Origin of the sequence: Mucilaginibacter phyllosphaerae (genome assembly GCF_004378255.1) — a bacterium.
Classification (GTDB): Bacteria; Bacteroidota; Bacteroidia; order Sphingobacteriales; family Sphingobacteriaceae; genus Mucilaginibacter; species Mucilaginibacter phyllosphaerae.
Genome location: NZ_SNQG01000005.1, coordinates 375,331 through 398,826, shown reverse-complemented (window position 1 = coordinate 398,826; position 23,496 = coordinate 375,331). Strand labels below are relative to the sequence as shown.

Annotated in this window: 21 protein-coding genes and 1 tRNA gene; 12 read left to right on the top strand and 10 right to left on the bottom strand. The window is 42.1% G+C overall.

The genetic code is table 11. The features are described from left to right. Window positions 1-109: 109 nt before the first annotated feature. A complete protein-coding gene (locus E2R65_RS15315) occupies window positions 110-706 on the top strand; it encodes a recombinase family protein (protein ID WP_134337353.1) in 597 nt (198 codons plus the stop codon). Then, window positions 703-903, top strand: a complete 201-nt coding sequence (locus E2R65_RS15310; protein WP_134337352.1) for a hypothetical protein — start codon at window positions 703-705, stop codon at window positions 901-903. Before E2R65_RS15315 ends, E2R65_RS15310 begins: the two co-directional genes overlap by 4 nt. A 234-nt stretch (window positions 904-1,137) precedes the next feature. Here the strand turns inward: E2R65_RS15310 and E2R65_RS15305 are convergent, their stop codons facing one another. Next, on the bottom strand, window positions 1,138-1,362 hold the full coding sequence (locus tag E2R65_RS15305; protein WP_134337351.1) for a helix-turn-helix domain-containing protein: 225 nt from the start codon (window positions 1,360-1,362) through the stop codon (window positions 1,138-1,140). Between the two features lie 96 nt (window positions 1,363-1,458). Between E2R65_RS15305 and E2R65_RS15300 the strand changes: the two genes are divergently transcribed. Continuing rightward, entirely contained in the window at window positions 1,459-2,316 is an 858-nt protein-coding gene (locus tag E2R65_RS15300; RefSeq protein WP_134337350.1) for a hypothetical protein, read from the top strand. 2 nt (window positions 2,317-2,318) lie between these two features. Here the strand turns inward: E2R65_RS15300 and E2R65_RS15295 are convergent, their stop codons facing one another. The 4 genes from E2R65_RS15295 to E2R65_RS15280 all read right to left on the bottom strand — a co-directional run bounded on the left by E2R65_RS15295 (window position 2,319) and on the right by E2R65_RS15280 (window position 4,880). Further along, window positions 2,319-3,728 (bottom strand): hypothetical protein, encoded by a 1,410-nt coding sequence (locus tag E2R65_RS15295; RefSeq protein WP_134337349.1) that lies wholly within the window; start codon window positions 3,726-3,728, stop codon window positions 2,319-2,321. A 114-nt stretch (window positions 3,729-3,842) separates the two neighbouring features. Further along, the gene (locus E2R65_RS15290; protein WP_134337348.1) at window positions 3,843-4,073 is read right to left on the bottom strand and encodes a helix-turn-helix domain-containing protein; all 231 of its coding nucleotides are present in this window, start codon (window positions 4,071-4,073) and stop codon (window positions 3,843-3,845) included. A gap of 288 nt (window positions 4,074-4,361) precedes the next feature. Beyond that, window positions 4,362-4,436 (bottom strand) — tRNA-Val (locus E2R65_RS15285). A 132-nt stretch (window positions 4,437-4,568) separates the two neighbouring features. Further along, window positions 4,569-4,880, bottom strand: a complete 312-nt coding sequence (locus E2R65_RS15280) for a hypothetical protein (RefSeq protein WP_134337347.1) — start codon at window positions 4,878-4,880, stop codon at window positions 4,569-4,571. A gap of 419 nt (window positions 4,881-5,299) precedes the next feature. On the opposite strand from E2R65_RS15280, the gene E2R65_RS15275 reads away from it, so the two are divergent. Both E2R65_RS15275 and E2R65_RS15270 read left to right on the top strand, forming a co-directional pair. Further along, window positions 5,300-5,974, top strand: a complete 675-nt coding sequence (locus tag E2R65_RS15275) for a ferritin-like domain-containing protein (protein WP_134337346.1) — start codon at window positions 5,300-5,302, stop codon at window positions 5,972-5,974. A 28-nt stretch (window positions 5,975-6,002) separates the two neighbouring features. Further along, the gene (locus E2R65_RS15270) at window positions 6,003-6,848 is read left to right on the top strand and encodes a ferritin-like domain-containing protein (RefSeq protein WP_134337345.1); all 846 of its coding nucleotides are present in this window, start codon (window positions 6,003-6,005) and stop codon (window positions 6,846-6,848) included. 73 nt (window positions 6,849-6,921) lie between these two features. Here E2R65_RS15270 and E2R65_RS15265 read toward each other — a convergent pair whose 3' ends face one another. Next, window positions 6,922-8,577 (bottom strand): DUF6600 domain-containing protein, encoded by a 1,656-nt coding sequence (locus E2R65_RS15265; protein WP_134337344.1) that lies wholly within the window; start codon window positions 8,575-8,577, stop codon window positions 6,922-6,924. 182 nt (window positions 8,578-8,759) lie between these two features. On the opposite strand from E2R65_RS15265, the gene E2R65_RS15260 reads away from it, so the two are divergent. The 3 genes from E2R65_RS15260 (at window position 8,760) to E2R65_RS15250 (ending at window position 12,107) form a co-directional block, all read left to right on the top strand. Beyond that, window positions 8,760-9,722 (top strand): isopenicillin N synthase family dioxygenase, encoded by a 963-nt coding sequence (locus E2R65_RS15260; RefSeq protein WP_134337343.1) that lies wholly within the window; start codon window positions 8,760-8,762, stop codon window positions 9,720-9,722. A 106-nt stretch (window positions 9,723-9,828) separates the two neighbouring features. Then, entirely contained in the window at window positions 9,829-10,596 is a 768-nt protein-coding gene (locus tag E2R65_RS15255; RefSeq protein WP_204986322.1) for a helix-turn-helix domain-containing protein, read from the top strand. Between the two features lie 167 nt (window positions 10,597-10,763). Next, entirely contained in the window at window positions 10,764-12,107 is a 1,344-nt protein-coding gene (locus E2R65_RS15250; RefSeq protein ID WP_204986321.1) for an alpha/beta fold hydrolase, read from the top strand. 112 nt (window positions 12,108-12,219) lie between these two features. Here the strand turns inward: E2R65_RS15250 and E2R65_RS15245 are convergent, their stop codons facing one another. Further along, window positions 12,220-13,623, bottom strand: a complete 1,404-nt coding sequence (locus tag E2R65_RS15245) for an MBL fold metallo-hydrolase RNA specificity domain-containing protein (RefSeq protein ID WP_134337340.1) — start codon at window positions 13,621-13,623, stop codon at window positions 12,220-12,222. 132 nt (window positions 13,624-13,755) lie between these two features. On the opposite strand from E2R65_RS15245, the gene E2R65_RS15240 reads away from it, so the two are divergent. Beyond that, window positions 13,756-14,127, top strand: coding sequence for a BlaI/MecI/CopY family transcriptional regulator (locus tag E2R65_RS15240; protein ID WP_134337339.1), 372 nt, complete (start codon window positions 13,756-13,758; stop codon window positions 14,125-14,127). A 2-nt stretch (window positions 14,128-14,129) separates the two neighbouring features. Beyond that, on the top strand, window positions 14,130-16,085 hold the full coding sequence (locus E2R65_RS15235; protein ID WP_134337338.1) for a M56 family metallopeptidase: 1,956 nt from the start codon (window positions 14,130-14,132) through the stop codon (window positions 16,083-16,085). A 54-nt stretch (window positions 16,086-16,139) separates the two neighbouring features. On the opposite strand, the gene E2R65_RS15230 is transcribed toward E2R65_RS15235, so the two are convergent. The 3 genes from E2R65_RS15230 to E2R65_RS15220 form a co-directional block, all read right to left on the bottom strand. Continuing rightward, complete coding sequence (locus E2R65_RS15230) at window positions 16,140-16,823, bottom strand: PAS domain-containing protein (protein WP_134337337.1); 684 nt, start codon at window positions 16,821-16,823, stop codon at window positions 16,140-16,142. Between the two features lie 78 nt (window positions 16,824-16,901). Next, on the bottom strand, window positions 16,902-17,057 hold the full coding sequence (locus E2R65_RS15225) for a lmo0937 family membrane protein (RefSeq protein WP_134337336.1): 156 nt from the start codon (window positions 17,055-17,057) through the stop codon (window positions 16,902-16,904). Window positions 17,058-17,250: 193 nt separating this feature from the next. Next, window positions 17,251-19,041: a M61 family metallopeptidase gene (locus E2R65_RS15220; RefSeq protein WP_134337335.1), complete on the bottom strand. Its 1,791-nt coding sequence runs from the start codon at window positions 19,039-19,041 to the stop codon at window positions 17,251-17,253. 247 nt (window positions 19,042-19,288) lie between these two features. Between E2R65_RS15220 and E2R65_RS15215 the strand changes: the two genes are divergently transcribed. Together E2R65_RS15215 and E2R65_RS15210 are read left to right on the top strand one after the other, a co-directional pair. Next, a complete protein-coding gene (locus tag E2R65_RS15215; RefSeq protein ID WP_134337334.1) occupies window positions 19,289-20,362 on the top strand; it encodes an efflux RND transporter periplasmic adaptor subunit in 1,074 nt (357 codons plus the stop codon). A 5-nt stretch (window positions 20,363-20,367) separates the two neighbouring features. Next, window positions 20,368-23,496, top strand: a complete 3,129-nt coding sequence (locus tag E2R65_RS15210) for an efflux RND transporter permease subunit (protein ID WP_134337333.1) — start codon at window positions 20,368-20,370, stop codon at window positions 23,494-23,496.

The window sequence follows — 23,496 nt, the reverse complement described above, 5'->3', positions numbered from 1 at the left end:
AATGTATTACAGAAATTCATAATAAAAATGAATACAGTTTTTGATTCAAAATAATTTGGATTTGAACTTAGGATGTGTTACTTTTAATGTATGAATAGAATAAACACAAATGAAAATTAAATATAATCGTATCTCAACTATCGGTCAGACTGGAAATCGCTATGCCGATGATAAAGAGGTTTATAATGAAACCTATTTGGACAAGATTTCAGGCAGTGTAGCTTTTAAAGACAGACCATTCGGAAAAACAATTACAGAGTTAGTTGAGGAGGGGAAAGTTAAAGAACTTGTGGTAGAAGAGCTATCTCGGCTTGGTAGAAACACTGGTGATGTTATTAACGTACTTGATTGGCTTGAAGAAAAAGACGTTAATGTTAGGGTTAGGAATTTAGGAATTGAATCACGGCCTAATGGTAATAAAAATCCTATATGGAAAATGATTTCGTCAGTAATGTCTTCTCTCTATGAAATGGAGTTAGAAAATATTAAAGAAAGAACATCCGTTGGCCGGAAAGTATATGTTCAAAATGGCGGAAAGTTAGGCCGTCCAAAGGGTGCCATAGAGAGTGACAAGAAATTTCTGGAAAAACAATCATCCAAAAACATCATTAAAGAATTAAAAAAAGGTAAGCCCATCCGTGATATTAGCAGTATTCTCGATGTATCAACCAGAACTGTAATGAAAGTTAAAGGCCTTATACAATGAACGCTCATGAATTAGCTCAAATATTACTACAGGGAGAAGATTTGCCTGTAGTTATACCTGCGTTAGAGAAAAATACGGACGCTGAAATAATTGAAAATATTTCCATTTTACAGAATGATGATTCGCCTTTTGAGTATTCTATTTTTTTAGAAGGTAAATCACCCATTATAAATGAACCAATAAATATTGCCGATTAAGTTTACTGTAAATTAGTACGATAGCTTAAAGTATTTATAAAATAATCTGGTCAATATTAGTAGTGGCGAGCACCAGTATGTTTTTTGCAGATTTATTATGCTTTTTAAACAAAGCAAATTTCTTTATAAATAACTGAATATTAACAAATTAGTATAAAAAAAATATAATTTTAATTGGTTTACAAAAACTGCGTGATTCTGTTTGAAAACGACAAAAATCTTTACAAAACAGTCCTAATTAATTTCCCTAAAAAACTCTTTAACATCTACTTCAAGGGCTTGAGCAAGTAAATATAAACTGGAGACTTTCGCATCTACTTGACCATTCTCAATCCTTACGATTTGGCTTTTTTCGACGTCTGCCAAATTAGCCAAAGCTTGCATAGATAAATCTTTCCCTTCTCTTAATTTTTTGAGATTGGCTCCGATATTCTTGGCTATAGTTTTTTTATCAACCATCAGCCTCAAATGTGTTATTGATTTTAAACAATATCGGAGGCCCAAAAGCCTCCGATTGGAATGTTTTTTTTATCTTTGGATATAAAACCTATCCACATGAAAAAAGCAGTTATCATAGTATTTATTCTTCATACTGCTGTAAGCAATGCTCAATCGATAATTAAGCACCTTGCATATCGGCAAGTAATTACTGCATATCAAAATAAGGTCATTAAATTAAGCTATTCTAAAAAATACACCCATCCACAGCAGGACGTATTCCTTACCAACTATATAGTTTATGAAAAATCTGGAAAGCCTTGTGTTTTCATTAATGCCAGCCACAATAAAAAAACTCAACATATAACCATAGATGTAGAGGATGCTCAAGGTGGCGTTTTTAGCCACTTACACAATGAAGAATATGATTATGAAGAGCCGACTGAAAAATATTTCGGGATTAGTGGTAATTATAACGCATTAGGCGGCAGTAAATATCCTTACCAATTAAGTTTATACTTTCCAGATGAGCGACATGAACGTATAAATGTTGTTATCACGAATGCAACTGATTATAAACTTAACAACAGTGCTTATGTGGCATACATATTTAAGGATGAAATGCTTCCATCAAAACCTCTTATTGAGAGTAATACATTCATGATGAGAAATTCCTTTTTTCAGGGAACGAAATTTTATAGAAGCGTTGGCGAAGTGTCAAGTCTTTATAAGGTGACTATACATAATCAATCATTTTCAATATTAGAAAAAGACACTCTAATCAGCGGTTCCAAAATTGCATTTGCTCCAATTGAGGGTACGATAAAAAACGGCAAAATCTATACCCCTTTTAACGAAGAAATCCTTCAAGACCAATACGTAATAACCCCTAATTATCTATATATTCTTTTGCCGGGCTCCAATCCCAAGAAATATATTACTTGTATAATTCAAAGAGGTATAAGCGATTTTTAAACTTACTTGGTTTGCGAAACTTCAACTTTACAATTCTTCCTCATTGTAGCTTTATTGTCTTCAATTAAAGCCATTACAGCCTCTATAGGCATGTTTGCGGTATAATCATTGGTGTTTATTGTCGGGCAAAGATTATGTGACCTGAACGCATCCAGAAGCCTTTCTCGGACACGATTCTCATCTTCCGCTAAACACAGGATAGAATCGAAAATATTAAAAGCAGGTATGTTTTGCCTTATTAACCCCATGTTAACGTTATCAAAAATTATTTGAGCCTCTTTTGTCTGTAGTAAAATGGAAAACTCATTATATCGTTCGGAACCGGTACCCCCCTTTAAATCGCAGATGGCTTTATCGCAGTTTGGGTATTTGTTTTTAAACTGTTTTTTCAATACAGTTTGACGTTTTGTAACCTTGCTGAAAAACACTTCAGCGAAGAACCGTTTTTTAAAATCAGTTCTTTCGTCACTACTTACGTTATTTAATGCCATAAAGTAATCGTAAAATGAGCCATTTTCGCAATCTTTAATATACTGCTTTACATCTTGCGGAATATCCATGTTTTTTTGAACCCAATAATTTTTGATGAGAATTGAGGCTATTAGTGGTTGAGAGTTTCTTATATCGAGTTCGATAAATCCTTTACCTTCAAACCTCAAAACTGCTTTAGCTTCTCGCTTTAATACAGTTAAAGGAGTATGAACTCTTGATTTAGGATTTTTCCTATGGATATAACTATCTCCCCTTTGGATGTCTATTAATGATTTAAGCACTAAATTTATTTTATGATTAATAGTGCCAAATTGTAGTTCATTGCTGTTTTCAAATTCCCCCATCATAAGATATAACTCAGATTCTATTTCTTTATGTTTATCTAAGTAGATATCTAATTCATAAACCTTTATTTTGTCCAAAAAACTTTTATATAAAATTAAGTCTTCACTTACCGCCCTATAGAACTCATTATGTTTAATAATCAGTTTTTTACTTATTCTTTCAAACTCAGGAAAAAGATTAATGGACTCAAAATCCTTTGTTGTATCTTTTAATTTGTAATCAAAAGATTTACAATTCTTAATATATCCTCCAACCCTTTGCAGAATTTCATATTGAATTAAATCATCAATAATATTGCATGTTTCACCATTTTTAGTTCCAAGTATGTTTGTTAAGCGTGTTATATTTAATGTACAACCTTTATAGTCAGAGGATTTTTTGTGTATAGCATGGGTATTAATGTAATGCCATGTTACAGTGCCAACCACATACAAGTATTTCAGAAAAGCTACTCCAGGTTTTTTGAAGTTTTTATTGAGCGAGGCAATAAATTCAAGTTTTATCAATGTTCCAGTTGGTACTGAGTATTTAAATTGATTAAAGTCAGCACCACCATTTCCAGATGGGTTAGACATTTGAAATGCCTCAACCGATTTTTAATTATTGCGATTTTATTATGGAAATATCATCAGGTATAAGGTTAAGCGCTAACACCTGATGATACTTAAAAATGATGCATTAAAACTAAGCTATACCTTTAGGGAACTTAAATCTTTTAGCGTTTGTTCTTGAACTTCAGCTTTTGATGGAATACGGCCCTTGAAGAAATATGCTAAAACATCTTCGCCATAAAAATAAATCAGTTTGGTGCCTTCAGGTTTGTAAACAGGAATAGTGCCCTTAGAAGACATTTTGTGAACAGTAGATTTTGAAACGTTTAAGACCTCGCATAGGTCGGCAACCGAAAGAAATTCTTTCATCGTAAAATAGTATTAAATAAAAATTACCGATTTTGTAGTTGCGATTGTTAGTAATCAGCCTTGAAAAAGCTGATTCTAACTATGCTGAGTAGTAACCCTAACACGGCACAAAATTAACTTTGAAACCCTATTCAAAAAAATTTATTTTAAAATAGTTTCTTAACTTCACTGCGTAACTGCTAAAGTTTATAGGAAAACAAATACAATTACAGCCTATTGCGCATTGAAAATGTTTGGAAATAAAAAAAGCACCTACTGTATTTCTACTGTAAGTGCTTGATTTTTAAGTGGGAGTTACTGGGTTCGAACCAGTGACCCTCTGCTTGTAAGGCAGATGCTCTGAACCAGCTGAGCTAAACTCCCTTTGGCTTTTCCTTAAACGTTCACCTAATGGCTTGTTCGTTTTGGGAATGCAAATATAGAGTTTGCTTTTAATACTCCAAAAAATAATTTAAAATAATTTTAAATTGCAGATATACAGGTTTTTGCATTTTATTACATGGCTATGTCGCTGCTTGCACGCGGGTCTTCGGGTAAAATTTCCATCTCCGGGAACTCTATATAGTCGGCATACCATTGTATGGCACCTACTACATCAAGGGCATCATCGGCAGTAATATTAATGGTTTCAAAAGCATACAATTTATCGTTAGCGTATCCATAAAGCTGAATTTCGTTATCGCTCGGCATAAATCTGTCTTCGCTAAGGCAAAAAACCCTGATCTTTAATCCGGTATCCCTTGAGTGTATCACATCCCGGCAGGGGTTGTTAGGGTCGGTAGCCAATAAATACACATTGTAATCCATACTCTTGTAACATTGATAGTTATAATTAGTTTCTGATAATTTTTAAGCAGCGATCAGATAAAGCGGTTTTAATTTTAATGCAAATAAATGTTGCCGGGGATTGTTTTTTCTACATTCTGAGAAGCAATTTCTACAATAAATTATGGCCTATTAACATGAATGGGCTTTTTTAAGCAAATAAGGGCACTTTTATGATTGGGCATTACATTTGTATTTAAGTTAATACCCTTCTCAAAGGGAGTTTTTCATAGGTAGATGTAGGGCCGAAATACTGCGAGAGTTTTTCGGCCTTTTTTGTGCCTTTTACTTTTCTTACTCTATATTGCTATAAACTATAGTTTTTAAAATCTGAGTTAAAACTTTACACGTAAGTGACTGTACTATTCGTAATCAAAGTTATTCTAAAACAAAAACCAACTATGAAAACAGACATTAACCCAATCACAGGCAGTGCAAATATGGCCAGAAGGTCTTTTTTGCGTTACGCCGGTGCAAGTGCGGCAGCTGTAGCCGTTATGGGCGCTGCAGCATCATGTAAAAAAGAGCGTGTTACAGTAGCCGGTGCAACTGATATTGGCTCGGGCGATATAGGTATATTAAATTATGCTTACGCGCTTGAACAATTAGAGGCTGCCTTTTACCTGCAGGTTGCTGCTACTCCTTACAGTGGCATCACTGCAATTGAAACGGCTTATCTTACAGATATTCGCGACCACGAAGTGTTGCACCGCGACTTTTTTAAGGCCGCATTAGGAAGCAAGGCTATTATGGCTTTAACAACTGATTTTAGCTCGATTAATTTTAGCAGCCGCGCCAGTGTATTAGGAGCCGCTAAATTACTTGAAGACACAGGTGTACAAGCCTATGATGGTGCCGGTTATTTAATTAAAGATGCTACTTACTTAACCCTTGCGGGTAAAATTGTATCGGTAGAAGCAAGGCACGCGGCTTTGATCTCTAACCTGATCAGCCCGGGAAGTTTTGCAAGCGACCAGCTTGATTCAAACGGCTTAAACAAGCATGCTTCCATCAAAGACATTTTATCTGCAGCAAACGGTTTCCTGAAGACCAAAGTAACTGCAAACAGTTTTTAATTATAAACCATAATTACACAAAAACGCCATGAATTTATTTAACATCATAGACGAAATAGAAGAAATTGATCCGGAGATACACGAAAGGTTAAGCCCCCGCCGTGCCGCTATCAAAAATATAACCAGCTTTGGCTCAAAGGTAGCTATGGCTGCCATGCCTTTTGCTTTAGGTACCTTGTTTAAAAAAGCTTACGGGCAAACATCATCAACTGTGCTTGACGTATTAAATTACGCTTTGACGTTAGAATACCTGGAGGCCGAATTTTATAACCAGGGTACAGCAAAAAACGTTATACCTGCAGCACAAAGAAATTATATTGCCCCAATAACACGCGATGAAAATGCACACGTTGCATTCTTGAAAGCTGTAATAGGCCAGTTAGGCGGTACAGCCGTAGCAAAACCAAACATTGATCTATCAGGTGGTGGTAACGCCAGCGGGAATGGCCCATACAAAACTGCATTAACAGATTTCCCTACCTTTTTGTTGCTGGCACAGGTATTTGAAGATACCGGTGTACGTGCATACAAAGGCCAGGCTGGTAATTTGCTGGGCAACCAGGTTGTTTTAACTGCTGCATTAGATATTCATGCGGTTGAAGCGCGCCACGCATCTGCCATCCGCCAGTTACGTTATGATCTTGGCCTGAGCACTACCATCAGGCCGTACATACAAAGTACCGCTTCGTTAGGTAACGATACCGGCTTTGCCCCTGTAAACGGTAACTATGCAGGCGAAGAAAATGTTACACAAGGTGGTGTGAATTTAGTTTCGGCCCTTAACACATCTGTAAGAATTGCTACAGGTTCTTTTGATGAGCCGTTAGAAAAACAAGCAGTGCTTGACCTTTTAGTAGGTTCATTTATATACTAATATTTATAAATACGCATAAAAAAAGACCGGTCGCATTTGCGACCGGTCTTTTTTTATGCGTATTTATTTAGTATCAATTACGCACTGGCCGGCCGGCAGGGGCAGCTTGCTCCTGCCTTTGCTGCTGGCGCTGTTGTTCACGTTGCTGCTTCTGTTGTTCACGCGCCTGTTGGCGTTGCTGGTCTTGCTGTTGCCTTTGCTGCTCGCGCGCTTGCTGTTGGCGTTGCTGATCCTGCTGCTGCCTTTGCTGCTCGCGCGCTTGCTGTTGGCGTTGCTGATCCTGCTGCTGCCTTTGCTGATCAAGCGCCTGTTGTTGCTGGTCTTGCTGTTGCCTTTGCTGCTCGCGCGCTTGCTGTTGCTGTTGGCGTTGCTGATCCTGCTGCTGCCTTTGCTGATCACGCGCCTGTTGTTGCTGCTGTTGGCGTTGTTGATCGGCAGCCTGTTGACGTTGCTGATCCTGCTGCTGCCTTTGTTGTTCACGTACCTGTTGTTGCTGCTGGCGTTGCTGATCCTGCTGTTGTCGTTGCTGCTCACGCATCTGCTGTTGTGCATCATTATTATTTACAGCCGGGTTATTGGTAGGCTGCTGGTCGGTTTGCTGCTGGCGTGCCGGCCGTTGCTGTTGGCGCATCTGCTGTTGCTGCTGGCGCGCCTGCTCCCTGTCTGTATTACGTTGTTGCTGCTGTACATCATTATTAACAGGTCTGTTGCCGCGTGTTGGGTTGGTTACATTACCCTGGTTAGGGTTTGCAGCATCCGGCTGTGTTGGGCGTGCCGGGTTCACAGTGCCCCTGCCATCGTTATTGTTTCCGCGGATGATGCGGCTGTCGGGCCTGCTGTTTTTTGCTGCCTCAGATAGTTTAGCCGCATTTTCTGCATTGTAAACAGTGCCCCTGCTGCGGTCTCTGCTACCAATGCGTTGCGCGGGGTTTTGTTGCTGGTAAGCCGCACCATCTACCACCCTTGCTGGGCGTGCACCGGTATTTTGCCTTACCGCAGGCCTGTATATATTAATATTGTTGTTATTAACCGTAATGCGCGATGGCCTGCTTACATTGTTAATATTATAAATTTTAACCGGGCGGTTGCTGTAGCGCTGTATTTCTTCTCGGCGCGGGCCACCATAATAAACCCTGTTGTTATAATTATAGCTGTTTCTTAACCAGGTGGTGTTACGTATAATTGTACGTGTACGGTTATAAGGTACATAATAATTATAAACGTTGGTGTAGTTGATATAGGCGTATGGCGCAAATATCCAGTAGTTATCCGGTACGTTATAATTATCGCTGTATGCTGCATCAATGCTTATGCCCGGCTCCATCGGTGCCCAGCCATAGTAACCGCCGCCGTTCCTCCAGCTTACCCATGCCGGCGCCCATTCATTGCCGGGTACCCATTCCCAGCCATAATAATCATCAAAGCGCCATCTGCCGTAGTGGAAAGTAGCCCAGCCCCATGGGTAATCTGATACCCAGGTGTTGCCATAATCTGTCATGGCCCAATAGCCGCGTGTAGCATAGGGCCTAAAATCTTCTTCTACATCCGGCACCCATACGTTACCGTACTGCGGGTCGTAAACCCAGGTACCATAAGGCTGCAATTCATCATAAAACTCCTGGTCGGATATATAGCCGCCCTCTTGCTGGGCCATTATCCTGCCCGGGGCGCATGATGCGAACATAAACACTAATAGTGCCATGCCCAGTATTTTACTTAAAACTTTCATATTGTGAGATATTAGTATAATTGGTATCTATTGTATTGACTCGTTTTAACCTTAAACGTTTAAAGTAATAATTGTTTTAAAGCCATTGCCATGCAAAACAAATACAATGGTATATATATTTTATGGATACGATAGCTATCTCCGCCTTTTTTAAATAATTTTGACTTTTAACATTTACAACTATGAGCACAGTAAACATTCCGCGGCTGGATCTTAATACTTATATCAATGGTACTGCCGATGAGCGTAAGGCTTTTTCTGACAGTATTGGTAAGGCCTTTAACGAAACAGGTTTTGTAACCATTACCAACCACGGCCTGAGTAAGCAACTGATAGATGATCTTTATACCCAGGTAAAAGCCCTTTTTGCTTTGCCGGAGGATGTTAAACAGCAATATGAGATACCCGGACTGGCCGGCCAGCGGGGCTATACCGGTAAAAATAAGGAAACAGCCAAAGGGTTTAAGGTGCCCGATCTGAAAGAGTTTTGGCAGATAGGCCAAACCGTAACAGACGGTGGCCCCGAAAAGGACATTTATCCGGAAAATGTAATGGTAGACGAGCAGCCCGGCTTTAATACCACCACTTTAGAGGTTTATAAAAAGCTGGAAGCGGCAGGCACGCATCTGTTACGCGCTATTGCCATTTACCTGGGCCTTGATGAAAATTATTTTGACGATAAAGTGCATAACGGTAACTCGATACTGCGTACCCTGCACTATTTCCCGATAGAAGACCCGGATGCTTTGCCGGATGATGCCGTGCGTGCCGGTGCGCATGAGGATATTAATCTGATAACCCTGCTGATAGGCGCCAGTGCCGACGGGCTGGAACTGTTAACGCGTGATAATACTTGGTTCCCGGTTACGGCCTTTGGGGAAGACCTGGTAGTAAACGTAGGTGATATGCTGCAGCGTTTAACCAATAATAAACTTAAATCAACCACGCACAGGGTGGTTAACCCGCCGCGCGAGCAGATGAAGAATTCCCGCTTTTCGGTGCCATTCTTTTTGCACCCCAAAACAGATATGGATTTAACCAGCCTGCCATCAACCATTGATGAGCAGCATCCTAAATTGTACACAGATATAACCGCCGGCGAATATCTTGACGAGCGTTTAAGAGAAATAGGGCTGAAGAAATAGCACAAGAGCCCTGTATCAGCGGGGCTTTTGTTTAACAAGTTATTTTTGAATATGCAGGCATCCTATAAATATGGTTGAAATATTTCAGAACATCCGTAAGATATATATGTTCAGTAAGCCTTGTGAAGAACTGGCTAATTACGTCGAATTTTATTCTCAATCGGCTTTAGATAATTCCGTTCAACATATAAAAAATGAATTTTCTTCAGTGAAGATGTTCCCAAGCTGGACACCCACTTTTTATATTAATCTTGGCAGCCCTTATTATATTGATCTGAAGCAAACCCGTTACCATATAAAGGGTGATGAAGATGTTTTGCTATTGCGCAATGAGGATGTTACAAGGCACAAGCTGCCTTCCGATAACATATTTACGGTTAAGTTTAATCCGGGTGGTTTGGAAGCTGTTTTAAATATAAATCAGGTTCCGATTATTAATAAGATCATCAATCTCAATCATATTTTGCCTTGGCAATTAATCCAAAAAATAAAACAACCTGTAAGTTTTGAGGAAAGGGTAGAAAGTATTCAGTCTTATTTATTAGAAACGTACACCAAGGTTAGCAATAAAGATTATTACCTTAAAATTGTTAATGATTGTATTGGTGAATATCAGGCTTCCGGAATGCAGTTAAACACCTCTAAAGTTGCCGAAAAATTGTTTATTACTTCTAAAAGCATTAATCGTTATTTTAATAGGGTAATTGGTATTCCTCCTAAAAACTACTTTTCAATCCTACGGGGAAGAATTGCGTTAACAGCGTTTATAAATGATAGAGAAAGCTTTATCGCTCCGGATTATGGCTATTATGACTTAAATCATTTTCGCAAAGATGCCGTCAATTTTACAGGCCAAAGGGTTACTAAGTATTAATTATAATTTTGTCCGATTTTTACTTTCACCGGGCAATGTCAAACCTTTTCTTTGTAGCCTAAACAGTTCCTATGAAGATACTTCTCATTGCATTGCTTTTTTCTACTCTTATTAATCAAGGGCTATATAGTCAAAAAAATAATTTTGTTATAGAGCCTTATCCCGGAATGGTTAAAGCAGATCCCCGGTTAATTTTAAAAACAGGTTACATGGTTGTGCCCGAGAACAGGAGAAAGCCAGCCGGGCGAAAGGTAAAGATCCCGTTTTTATTTGTCCGCAAACCAGATCAGGATCCCCGGAAAAACATCACACTTTACACCACAGGTGGGCCGGGTTACAGCACAACGCTTAATATTGATAGCATTAGCTATAATTCGGGGTTTTTAGCGTATGGCGGCTTTATTGCTTTTGACCAGCGTGGAACAAAGCGGGCAAAGCCCTGCCTGGATTGTATTGAAGTTGCATCAGCTATAAAGCGTAGTTACAGGGAAGGGAAGAACAAGGATAGCCTTGTATTATCAGCAGTTAAACAATGCCGGGAACGCTTTGTAAGGCAGGGTGTCGACCTATCTGCCTACAATACTATCGAAAGCGCGGAAGATATGAACGATTTAAGATTAGCGCTAAATATTGATTCGCTCAATCTGGTAGGTATATCTTACAGTGGAGGCCTGATGCTTACAATGGCACGAAATCATCCCGAAGGGGTTCGTACTTTAATTTTAAATTCACCACTTCCCGGTTATGTAAATTTTGAAGAACACGCTTTGTTTAATATAAATGAAGCTCTGGAGCAAGTATTTCATAATTGCGAAACGGATTCCACTGATGCAAAATATAAAAACTTAAGGTCGCGCTTTCGGCAGTATTTTACATCGGTTACCGGTAAAAAGTTTAGCGTTTCTTACAAAGAAAAGGATAGTAATAAAAGCATCAATATAATTTATACTAAAAACGAGTTACTTGACGCTGTAACAAGCCGGTTAAACTTTAGGCAAGTTAAAACAGTAGCAGGTGTAATAACTGATATAATCGATGGCTGTCAAGATAAATATGTACGAGAAGTGCTTGACGGCTATTTTACAGGCGACGCTAATGTTTCTCTCGGTATGCGGTATTCTGTTTATTGTTCAGAACAAATTGGCTATGCCAACTTACAATTACAAAAACATCAGGACCAAATATTGCCATTGTTAGCCGGGTATCAGTTTAATAATGTAACCCATCCAATTTGTAACTGCTGGCAGGTAAAGCCTGAATCCGAAATTGCCAAACAGCCTGTTTATTCTGCCGCCCCGGCGCTGATTTCGGCCGGCGATATTGACCCTGATTGCAGGCCATTCTATAACAGGTTGATTAAACGTTACATGCCCAATAGCCAGCTGCTAATAATACATAACAGGGGGCATGCCCCGGGTTTTACGGTAGATGGAACGGATTACGTGAAACTTTTTTTAGCCAATCCATACAGGCAACTCGTATCCCAATCTACAAATTTAATTATAGAATAGATAGATGCCTGCAAACCGGATTACGATGATTTTTCCTAATTTATATTAACTAAATGCGCCGTAAACTTATATTACCCTAATGGATATATATGTAATTTATAAAAGCGTATAGTTACCCTAATTCTACCTTTTCGTGCTGATAAGGGATCTGGATGTCTGCAAATCCCTTTTCTTTTAATTTCCCGGCAAAGTGTTGCTGTACCTCGTACTCGCCATGTACCAATAAAACTTTTTTTACAAGTTTAGGGTCCTGGCAGGCCAGAAAGTGCAGCAGGTCTTCGTAATCGCCGTGGGCGCTCATGCTTTTGATCGATTGTACTTCGGCATTTACCTGGTACTGCTCGCCAAAAATATATACCTCTTTTTCGCCCCGTGCAAGCCTGCCGCCCAGCGAGTTCGGTTCGGCGTAGCCTACCATCAGTATGGTGTTTTTTTGGTTGTTAATATTGTTTTTAATATGGTGCTTAACCCGCCCGGCCTCGGCCATGCCCGATGAGGAGATGATCACACAGGGCCTTACATCATCGTTCAGGGCGATAGATTCTTCGGTTGACTGAATGAATTTTAAACCTTTGAAACCAAACGGATCGGCATCTACTTTCATCACCTCTTTTACATCTTTATTATACACTTCGGGATGATCCTTTAAAACCTGTGTGGCTTTTTCAGATAGTGGGCTATCTACATAATAAGGTACATCTGGCAATTCGCCCTTTAATTCCAGGGCGTTAAGGGCGTATAAAAGTTCCTGCGTGCGGCCAACGCTAAACGCCGGTATAATTACCTTGCCTTTTTTTACCTCGCAGGTATGTTTGATGATTTCCAGCAGCGCATCCTCAATCGGGCCGATATCTTTATGCAACGAATCGCCGTAGGTGGATTCCAGCAAAATATAATCGGCCTGCGGGAAGGTTTGGGGGCTTTTAAGCAACAGGTCGCTGTAGCGGCCAACGTCGCCGCTAAAGGTTATGTGTGTTTCCCTGCCATCTTCTAAAACAGTAATATGTACCGCGGCGCTACCCAGCACGTGCCCGGCATCTGTAAACTGGAATTTAATGCGTGGTGTAATGGCATATTCCTCATGATAATCAACAATTTTAAACAGGCGCATAGCAGCTATGGCATCTTCTTCGGTGTAAAGGGCCTCTAATGGCGGCTGGTTTTTCTTTTTGCGCTGTTTGTTGCTGTATTCAATATCCTGCATCTGGATCCTGGCCGAATCCATTAGCAAGATCCGGGCAAGGTCCATGGTGGGGGCGGTGCAAAAAATCTGGCCTTCAAAACCCTCCTTCACCAAACGCGGAATCAGCCCGCAATGGTCAATATGCGCATGTGACAGGATCAGGTAATCAACCTTTTTGGGGTTAAAGCCAAAGTGCTCGTTCATGTCGTCGGTTTGTTCACCCAAGCCCTGGAACATCCCGCAATCCAACAAAACACTGGTGCCATCCTGTAAACGTAATAAATGTTTGCTGCCGGTTACATTACGGGCGGCGCCGTGAAAGGTAATATCCATTTATAATAAAGTTGTGTTTTACAACCAAACTGTTAAGTAAAAGTTTACAAAAAAATAAACTAAACTTTTAGTTGTTAATTTGGTTTATATCTTATATGTTAGTATTAACATAACAACAGTCATCGTAAATAAATGGAAATAAAAGATTTAACCCGCGCGGAAGAGCAAATTATGCAGGTGTTATGGCAACTGGAAAAAGGCTTCGTTAAAGATGTTTTAGATGTTTTGCCAGAGCCGAAGCCTGCGTACAACACCGTATCAACCATTATACGGATACTGGAAACCAAAGGCTTTGTAAACCATAATGCCTTTGGCAAAAGCCACCAGTATTACCCCATAGTAAGTAAAGAAGAGTACAAAAACTTTGCAGCCGATAAGTTATTGAGCGGCTACTTTGATAACTCGGTGAACAGGATCCTTTCCTTTTTTGTGAACAAGGAAAAAATTAACCTGAAAGAGGCTGATGAGATCATGAAACTGATTGAAAAACTAAAAGACAAATAGTTATGAACTGGTGGCATTATCTATTGCTGGTAAATATTTACCTCACGCTGTTTTTCGGGTTTTATTCTTTGCTGCTGCGGCGCGAAACTTTTTTTCAGCTCAACCGCATCTATCTTATTGGCACAGCGATCCTGTCGTTTTTTATCCCGCTGATACAAAGCGATTGGGTGAAGGACCTGTTTATTACCCGCAAGGTGCAATATACCCTTTATGGCACCGGTGCAGGCATAACAGATATTGCACCGATAAAAGATAACCCGCTAACCATAGGCCAGGTGCTTATAGTACTATACGCAGCCGGGGTAATATTTTTAGCAGCCAGGCTAATGCTGCAGCTGATATTGTTAAGACAAATTATTAAAAACCCTGCACCATCTGCATCCTACTCTTTTTTTAATAAGATAAAGGTGAATGATGGTATAGATGGCAAGGATGTGATACATAGCCACGAGCTGGTGCATGCCCGCCAATTCCACTCGGCAGACGTGCTGATCATAGAGGCGGTGATGATCATCAACTGGTTTAACCCCGTGGTTTACCTGTATCGGCTTGCCATAAAACACGTGCACGAGTACATCGCCGACAGGCACACGCTTAAAGCCGGTACTAATAAGGCAGAATACGCTTTGTTATTACTAAGCCAAACGTTTGATACACCGGCACACCAGTTAGTTAACCCTTTTTTTAACCACAGTTTATTAAAAAAACGAATTATGATGTTACAAAAAAACAGATCGGCCCGCATTAAGCTGATCAAGTACGGCCTGTCTGCACCGCTATTTGTGCTGATGCTGATATTATCATCGGCCACTATCAGCAACAGTAAAGCGGTAGATGCCATACACGATAAGGCCAAACAAGTTTTTGATGCCCCGGCAAAAGCAATACTGGCAGATACCACCTATAAAACAACCATTATCACTTACGACCCTAAAACGGATAAATTACCGGTGGCGCCGGCAGACACCGTGCCAGATAAAAATAAAAATCAGGTATTTACCCAGGTAGAGCATGTCCCAACTTTCCCGGGAGGGGAAAATGCCTTTGCACAATACCTGGTTAGTAACATAAAATACCCTGCTGATGCCAAAAAGAATAAAGTTGAGGGCCGGTCGGTTATAACTTTTATAGTCGAAAAAGACGGCTCATTGTCAGACCTTAAAGTTGTAAGGGCATTAGGCAGCGGTACGGATGAGGAGGCTATAAGGGTGCTTAAGGCTTCGCCAAAATGGAACCCCGGTGTGCAAAATGGTAAAACAGTGCGTGTGCAATACTCCATACCTGTAAGTTTTTCGCTGGGTAATAAAATTACCGCTACAGGCCAGCCGGTAAGCGGCGAAGGCAGCGAGGTATTCATCTCTGTAGAACAAGCGCCGAGCTTTCCGGGTGGCGATGCAGCTTTCGGGAAGTTTTTAGCAACTAACGTCAGATACCCTAAAGCTGCCAGGGAAGCCAACTTGCAGGGCAGGGTAGTAGCCAGCTTTATTATCGAAAAAGATGGTTCTCTATCTAATATAAAAGTTATTCGTGGCGTAGGTATGGGGATAGACGAAGAAGCCGTAAGGGTATTAGGCTTATCACCTAACTGGAACCCGGGCATCCAGAACGGGCACAACGTAAGAGTTTCTTACGCGGTACCTATTAATTTTGCGCTTGCCGAGGAAGAAAAATCCCCTAAACCAGGTTATGCGCCAAATACTCAACAAGGTAAAACGCTGTTGGATACTACTAAAACAAAAGCAACATTTAGTTTAAAAAATATGAATGGTAATCCGCTGTACGTGCTTGATGGTAAGGTGGTTAAATCGGTAGGAGGTGTTAGTCCCATCCAAACATTAAACCCCAATGATATTGAGAGTATAAGTGTTATTAAAGGGGATAATGCAACCAAAACTTACGGTATGGCTGCGGTGAATGGGGTGGTTGAGATACATACCAAAAAGAAGATCAAACTTTAAACCCGAATAGTTAATTGTAAAGCCGGTTTGTTTAAGTACAGGCCGGCTTTTTTATTAAATCTGCGGCCCTTGGCTTTTTGCTTCTTCCTCTTCGCGCAGGTTGCGCATTATTTTGGTAAAGCCGCGATGGTTGCCATCTTCATCAAACAACGGGAAAACCAGGCCCGATCCCCAGAAGCGGGTGCCATCCTTGCGCATGTGGTAGCGTTCGTCAATAGCGCGGCCCTTTGTGATAGCCATATGCAATTCATGCCCGGGTGCACCCTTGGCCACATCCTCCGGGGTAAAAAATATATCGGCACATTTACCTATAACCTCCTGTTGGGCGTAGCCCAGCACACGTTCGGCCCCGGTATTCCAGCTATTGATATCGCCATTTTTATCAGTGGTGATCACGGCGTAATCTTCCAGGCTATCCAATACCTGCTGAAAAAACTCCTCGCTCATCCTAAAGTAGCTATCTTCAAAAATATCCTCGCCGGTTATCTGCCCGTTAAGAGTAGCATAATCAACCTCAATGGTAACACCATCTACACCGCAGGCCAGCTGCATAGGCTCGCGCGTTATCTTATAAAAGGTATCAAAACCATCGGGTAGTCCGCTCAGTTTAGGTTTTTCTCTAACCGGCTTTAAAGTAATATGGGCATTTTCTTCTGTTGAGGTAGTATTGGCCAAAACATAAGTGTATCCTTTTTCTATCAGGTCGCCAAGCAGTTGGGGGGTAAACGGTATTTTCATGATACTTTACGTATAAAAAGAATAGTTTATATAAAAAAGGCCCCGATATTTCGGGGCCGTAAATAAGGTGGTGTTTATTTATACGGCTGTTGGCCTGCGTATTATGCCAAACAAAAACGCAATTACAGCAAGTACCAATACTACATGTATCAGGCTGCCAACGGCAGTAAAGAAAAACGCAACGGCCCAGCCTATAATAAGTATTAAAGCAATTACATATAATAATGAGTTCATGAGTGTTATATTTTAATGTTTTTTATGAGATATAAACTATAATAATAGATGCCCGAAAAATGTTTTAATATTTTTTCGTTGTAAGCAAAATTACTTATCCGGCTGGTTGATAGTATCATGTGGTAAAATCTAAATCCCCAAAAAAAGCCCCTGTCCATTATCTGAACAGGGGCCCGAAGAAATAAGTTAACAATTATAGTTTCAGCCATTTTTTACGTACAGCCAATTGCTGCGGCGTAGCGTTCGGCAGTTCGGTAAAGCTGTATTTAACATTATCATTGCGCTTTAAAGTAACGGGTATTTTATAGTTCTGGCCATCGCGGTTAACGGTAACCATTATTTTATCGCCAACTTTTTTGCCTTTAATTACGGCAGCCAGGTCGGTAACCGGGGTGTCGTCAATATTGGTTATCACATCGCCAACGTTTAAGCCGTCTACCCAGCCGGCGCTGTTGCGCAGCACGGTGGTAATAGCGTTACGGGTATTGGTGTACACGCCCAGGGTAGGCTCGTTGCCTGCAGCCAACTCATCGGTTAATTTGTAACCGGCATACCCCAGGTATTTATTATAATCAACAGCATCCAGGCCGTTAATATATTTAGCATAAAAATCCGTTAGTTTTTTACCGGCAAATTTTTCAAAGCCGGCTTTAAACTCTGCATCGGTATAACCGCGTTTCAGGCCTTTGTAATAAGTATCATACATATACTTCATTACATCATTAAGGCTGTATTTGCCGTTGCTGCTGTTGATGATCTCCAGGTCTAACAACATAGCTACAACCGCACCTTTATCGTAATAGGAGATCCCGGTGTTGTAGGAGTTCTCATTCGGGCGGTAACCTTTTATCCAGGCATCAAAGCTCGATTCTGAAAGCGGCTGCACCTTGGTGCCCGGCTGGTTTTCTACGGTGTTAATGGTACTAACCATATCCCCTAAAAACTCTTCGGTGTTTGACAGCCCCGCATAACGCAGAATAATGTTTTGGTAATAAGCCGTAAAGCCCTCGGCTATCCAAAGGTTGGTGGTGTAATTCTCGTTATCATAATCAAATGGGCCTAAGGCAATAGGGCGCAAACGTTTTACATTCCACAGGTGGAAGTGCTCGTGTGCAACCAGGCCTAAAAAGCCGTGATAAATGCGCTCGTTAGTGTACCCATCGCGCGATGCACCTAAAACGGTAGAGCTTAAATGCTCTAAACCACCGCCGTTACGTTGTTTGTTATGTACAATAAAGGTGTAATGCTTGTTGGGGTTTTCGCCGTAAACTGCAGCTTCGGCCTCAATAATTTTGGCCATATCTTTTTTCAGGCGTTCTTTATCATAATTTCCGCCGCCATACATGGCCACTTCATAATGGGTGTTGGCTACATCAAAATCAAAAATATCCTGTGTGCCGATCTCTAACGGAGAATCGTACAGAATATCATAATTGGGTGCAGTACGGGTAAACACATCGCCCTTTACCATTTCCAGGCTGGTAGATACCTTATTCCAGTCTTTATAAGGTTTTATGGTGATGGTAGACGGTTGATTAAGCATCCCTTTCGGGAACAAAAAGATGCCCGTAGTAGACAGGAATGCGTGCGAAACATCAATAAAGCTGGTACGTACCGATAGCTCGAAGGCATAAACTTTATATTTAACTGTTACTGCCGAAAGGCCTGCAGTATTAATCTTCCAGGTGTTTTTGTTAGTCTTGAGGGCCGGTACTGCTTTACCGTTGGCGCTAACATTAAGCGATTCGATGTTTTTAGCAAACTCCCTTACCAGGTAGGAACCGGGTGCCCATACCGGCATTTTAACTTCTAATGAAGGCTGCGCCAGGCCGGAGATGTTCATCTCAACTTCTACATAGTGGGCCTGTGCTTCGGGGAAGCTAACCGTATAAGATATTTTAGCAAGGCCAGCTGCGCTGCCCGTATTTACATTCATAAAAAAAAGTATTAAATAAACCAGTGCCGGTAGTTTGAATTTTTTCATGCGGCAAGTTATAAAATTTATATTTTTAATTAAACCGCCATAATTGTTACGTTGTAAAATGGTTGATACATGTAAGCAATTTGAAAACTAAGCCGTTAATATTGCAAATTGTAGATTTACACCTAAATTATTGCAACAGATAAGTTTAACAAAACATATATAGCATTTTTATACTTACATACTGATCCCTGACAGGTAAAGCAGATTTAAATGAAATTGAAACAAATATGGATAGCAACAAGCTGATATGAAAACCAAATATATAATATACACCTTATTGGCGCTGCTTGTTGCGTTTTTAATTTATAATAAGTTTTTTAGTAAGCATGCTAAACAAACCAGCGCGGCAACAGCAGGTAAAGGCAAGCGTAAAAACGGCCCGGTATCGGTAAATATCATGATCGTAAAAGATACCGCCGTAAATAACCAGATAGATATAACCGGTACTATTGATGCCAACGAAAGGGTTAGCCTCATCAGCCAAACTGCGGGCAACATTACCGGCATCTATTTTACCGAAGGCAGCCGGGTACAAAAAGGCCAGTTGCTGGTAAAGGTTTACAACCAGGATCTGCAGGCATCCCTGCAGCAATACCAGGCGCAAATGGTGCTGGCACGCGATGTAAACAACCGTAACAAGATCTTATATCAGAAAGAGGCTGTGAGCAAAGAGGAGTACGAAACCTCGCAGTCATCCCTGAGCGCATTACAGGCCCAGGCGGATGTGGTGAGGGCGCAGATAGCCCGCACCGAGATCCGTGCGCCATTTTCCGGCATTATTGGGTTAAGAAATGTAAGCCCGGGTGGTTACCTGTCGCCGTCTACACCCATTGCCACGCTGGTAAATATCGATCCGGCGAAGCTTACCTTTTCGGTACCCGAGCGTTACCTGCCTATCATCGGCAAGGGCAGCAAGGTTACTTTCACGGTAGAAAGCTCCAGGGATAAATTTAATGCAACCGTGTATGCCATTGAGCCTGCGCTGGATGCCACATCGCGCACTATTACGGTACGTGCCAAGGCGCCTAACCCTAAAAACATACTTACCGCAGGTGCATTTGCCAAAATAAACCTCACGCTCGATCAGATCCCCAAAACCATTATGGTACCAACCGAATGCGTGATCCCCGATCTGAAAAGCAGCAAGATCTATCTGTATAAAAATGGGATAGCGGTGGCGCAAAATGTAAAAACAGATCTGCGTACAGATACCAAGATCCAGATCGTTGACGGGTTAAAGGCGGGTGATAGCGTGGTGATATCAGGCCTGATCCAAATTCGCCCTAAATCGCCGTTGAAGATCTTAAAAGTTGTGAAGTAAGCCCTATGAGTTTATCGTCCGTAAGTATAAAGAGGCCCGTATTGGCAACAGTGCTATCTGTTGTCATAGTAGTATTCGGTATTATCGGGTACAAGTTTTTGGGCGTGCGCGATTTTCCTTCCGTAGATCCGCCCATCATATCGGTATCTACCAGTTATTCGGGCGCCAACTCAGATGTAATTGAATCGCAGATCACCGAGCCGCTGGAGAAAGCCATCAACGGTGTGCCGGGCATCCGTAATATCTCCTCCACCAGTTCGGTAGGGTCAAGTAATATCACGGTAGAGTTTGATCTGGATGCCGACCTGGAAACTGCCGCAAACGATGTGCGCGACAAGGTGAGCCAGGCCCAGCGCCAGTTACCGCAAGATATTAATGCCCCGCCGGTAGTGACCAAAGCCGATGCCAGTGCCGACCAGATCATTACCCTTACGGTAAGCAGTAACACCCGTAACATTACCCAGGTAGATGATTATGCTGAGAACGTTTTACTGGAAGGTTTACAAACCATACCCGGCGTAAGTACCATTAACGTACAGGGCCAGCGCCAGTATGCTATGCGTTTATGGATAGATCCTAACAAGCTATCGGCCCTGGGCCTTACTGCTACAGACATTGGCACGGCCCTTGCCCGCGAGAACGTGGAACTGCCCGCCGGTAAAATTGAAGGTAACAATACCGAAATTACCATCCGTGCGCTGGGTAAACTAACTACCGAAAAAGATTTTAACAACCTCATTATCCGTGCGGATAGTAACCGGGTTACCCGCTTAAGCGATATTGGTTACGCCGTATTAGGTTCGGCTAATGAAGAAACCTCGCTAAAGGAATCGGGCATACCCATGGTAGGTTTGGCTATTGTGCCGCAACCGGGTGCCAACTATGTACAAATTGCCGAAGATTTTTACAAACGTTTAGATCAGATCAAGAAAGACTTACCGCCGGATATTACGGTAAAGGTGGCCCTGGATAATACCAAGTTCATCAATAACTCCATCACCGAGGTAAAAGAAACGCTGCTGATCTCGTTCATCCTGGTGGTAATTATCATCTACCTGTTCTTTAGGGACTGGCTTATCGCTTTCCGCCCGCTGATAGATATCCCGGTATCGTTGATCGGGGCATTCTTCATCATGTATGTGTTTGGGTTCTCTATTAATATCCTTACCCTGTTAGGCATTGTGCTGGCCACCGGTTTGGTGGTGGATGATGGTATTGTGGTGACCGAAAATATTTACAAAAAGGTAGAGGCCGGTATGGCTATCCGCAAGGCTGCCTTTGAAGGTAGTGCCGAGATCTTTTTTGCCGTAGTATCTACATCAGTCACGCTGGCTGCCGTGTTTTTGCCTATCGTGTTTTTACAGGGCTTTACAGGCAGGTTGTTCCGCGAGTTTGCGGTCGTCGTGGCGGGGGCGGTATTGATCTCTGCGTTTGTATCGCTGTCGTTAACGCCGATGCTTAACGTAAAACTGATCCGCAAGAACCAAAAGAAATCGAAGTTTTATGAGATGACCGAGCCCTTTTTTGTGAACATGACCAACGGCTACACCGAAACGCTGGTTAACTTCATGAAGAAAACGTGGGTATCCTGGGTCATCCTGGCCGGCTCGTTGATTCTTACCGGTGTGCTGTTTAAAATAACCCCGTCAGAACTGGCCCCGCTGGATGACCGCAGCTTGCTGCGTTACTCGGTAACCGGGTCAGAAGGTGCTACCTATGAGTATATGACCCGCTACATGGATAAGGTGGCCGACCTGGTTGCAGATTCTATTCCCGAGGCGAATGTGAACCTGGAGATCGTTTCGCCGTCATTCGGGGGCGGTGGTTCGGCTAACTCGGGCTTTGGCCGGGTGGGTTTGGTAGCCCCGGATCAGCGTAACCGTACCCAGCAGGAACTGGCCGACTGGCTCAATAAAAAATTAACCAAAATGCCCGATGCCCGCGCCATTGTGGTGCAGGAGCAAACCATAAGCGGTGGGGGTAGCGGTGCGCGTACTTCGTTACCGGTGCAATACGTTATCCAGAACCAGGATTTTGAAAAGATCCGCAAGGTGCTTCCCGAATTTTTTGCCGAGGTATCCAGAAGCCCGGTTTTCCAGGGATCTGACGTAAACCTTAAATTCACCAAGCCCGAGCTTAGAGTAATAACCGACCGCGACCGCGCCCGCGACCTGGGTGTTTCTGTTGATGATATTGCCCAAACCTTGCAGCTTTACTATAGCGCAGGCCGGCTGGATTATTTCCTGATCAATGGTAAACAATACCAGGTAATAGCCCAGGTAGACCGCACCAACCGCGACCAGCCGCTTGACCTGAAATCGGTTTACGTGCGCAGTACCACCGGGCGATTGATCCAGTTAGATAACGTGGTGAAGGTGACCGAAAGCGCCAGTCCGCCGTCTATTTATCACTTTAACCGATATAAATCTGCCACGGTACAAGCCGGTTTAGCGCCGGGCCAAACCGTAGGCGATGGCATTGCAGAAATGGAGCGCATTAAAGCCAAACTGCTGGACGATACCTTTAGCACAGCACTCAGCGGCCCATCAAGGGATTATGCCGAAGGCTCATCAAACATATTGTTTGCCTTTGGCTTTGCCTTGCTGCTGATATACCTGGTGCTTGCCGCCCAGTTCGAAAGCTTTGTAGATCCGTTTATTGTAATGCTTACCGTGCCATTGGCTATTTCGGGAGCGTTTATTTCGCTTTGGCTGTTCGATCAAACGTTTAACATCTTTAGCCAGATCGGGATCATCACGCTGGTAGGTTTGGTAACCAAAAACGGGATCCTGATCGTAGAGTTTGCCAACCAGCGTATGGAGCATGGCTTAAGTAAGTACGAAGCCGTTGTAGAGGCGGCCACATCGCGCCTGCGCCCTATTTTGATGACCAGTTTAGCCGTAGTGTTGGGCTCGGTGCCTATTGCGCTGGCTTTGGGTGCAGGGGCAAAAAGCCGCGTATCATTAGGTATTGTAATTATTGGGGGGATGCTGTTCTCGCTGGTATTAACCTTGTATGTTATCCCATCCATGTACATGGTATTTGCCCCCAAAACACGCCGCGACCCCGACCATGAACCTGAAGAAATAGCGGATGCCCAACCCAAAACGCCCTTATTAATCGACAAACTTTAA

What these genes read in the sequence shown, in the direction of transcription:
- E2R65_RS15235 (WP_134337338.1), top strand. Translation starts at nt 14,130, where the DNA reads ATGAACTGGTGGCATTATCTATTGCTGGTAAATATTTACCTCACGCTG.
- E2R65_RS15290 (WP_134337348.1), bottom strand. Translation starts at nt 4,073, where the DNA reads ATGAAAGAATTTCTTTCGGTTGCCGACCTATGCGAGGTCTTAAACGTT.
- E2R65_RS15275 (WP_134337346.1), top strand. Translation starts at nt 5,300, where the DNA reads ATGAAAACAGACATTAACCCAATCACAGGCAGTGCAAATATGGCCAGA.
- E2R65_RS15300 (WP_134337350.1), top strand. Translation starts at nt 1,459, where the DNA reads ATGAAAAAAGCAGTTATCATAGTATTTATTCTTCATACTGCTGTAAGC.
- E2R65_RS15255 (WP_204986322.1), top strand. Translation starts at nt 9,829, where the DNA reads ATGTTCAGTAAGCCTTGTGAAGAACTGGCTAATTACGTCGAATTTTAT.
- E2R65_RS15265 (WP_134337344.1), bottom strand. Translation starts at nt 8,577, where the DNA reads ATGAAAGTTTTAAGTAAAATACTGGGCATGGCACTATTAGTGTTTATG.
- E2R65_RS15260 (WP_134337343.1), top strand. Translation starts at nt 8,760, where the DNA reads ATGAGCACAGTAAACATTCCGCGGCTGGATCTTAATACTTATATCAAT.
- E2R65_RS15305 (WP_134337351.1), bottom strand. Translation starts at nt 1,362, where the DNA reads ATGGTTGATAAAAAAACTATAGCCAAGAATATCGGAGCCAATCTCAAA.
- E2R65_RS15230 (WP_134337337.1), bottom strand. Translation starts at nt 16,823, where the DNA reads ATGAAAATACCGTTTACCCCCCAACTGCTTGGCGACCTGATAGAAAAA.
- E2R65_RS15250 (WP_204986321.1), top strand. Translation starts at nt 10,764, where the DNA reads ATGGTTAAAGCAGATCCCCGGTTAATTTTAAAAACAGGTTACATGGTT.
- E2R65_RS15220 (WP_134337335.1), bottom strand. Translation starts at nt 19,041, where the DNA reads ATGAAAAAATTCAAACTACCGGCACTGGTTTATTTAATACTTTTTTTT.
- E2R65_RS15240 (WP_134337339.1), top strand. Translation starts at nt 13,756, where the DNA reads ATGGAAATAAAAGATTTAACCCGCGCGGAAGAGCAAATTATGCAGGTG.
- E2R65_RS15245 (WP_134337340.1), bottom strand. Translation starts at nt 13,623, where the DNA reads ATGGATATTACCTTTCACGGCGCCGCCCGTAATGTAACCGGCAGCAAA.
- E2R65_RS15310 (WP_134337352.1), top strand. Translation starts at nt 703, where the DNA reads ATGAACGCTCATGAATTAGCTCAAATATTACTACAGGGAGAAGATTTG.
- E2R65_RS15315 (WP_134337353.1), top strand. Translation starts at nt 110, where the DNA reads ATGAAAATTAAATATAATCGTATCTCAACTATCGGTCAGACTGGAAAT.
- E2R65_RS15215 (WP_134337334.1), top strand. Translation starts at nt 19,289, where the DNA reads ATGAAAACCAAATATATAATATACACCTTATTGGCGCTGCTTGTTGCG.
- E2R65_RS15295 (WP_134337349.1), bottom strand. Translation starts at nt 3,728, where the DNA reads ATGTCTAACCCATCTGGAAATGGTGGTGCTGACTTTAATCAATTTAAA.
- E2R65_RS15210 (WP_134337333.1), top strand. Translation starts at nt 20,368, where the DNA reads ATGAGTTTATCGTCCGTAAGTATAAAGAGGCCCGTATTGGCAACAGTG.
- E2R65_RS15280 (WP_134337347.1), bottom strand. Translation starts at nt 4,880, where the DNA reads ATGGATTACAATGTGTATTTATTGGCTACCGACCCTAACAACCCCTGC.
- E2R65_RS15270 (WP_134337345.1), top strand. Translation starts at nt 6,003, where the DNA reads ATGAATTTATTTAACATCATAGACGAAATAGAAGAAATTGATCCGGAG.
- E2R65_RS15225 (WP_134337336.1), bottom strand. Translation starts at nt 17,057, where the DNA reads ATGAACTCATTATTATATGTAATTGCTTTAATACTTATTATAGGCTGG.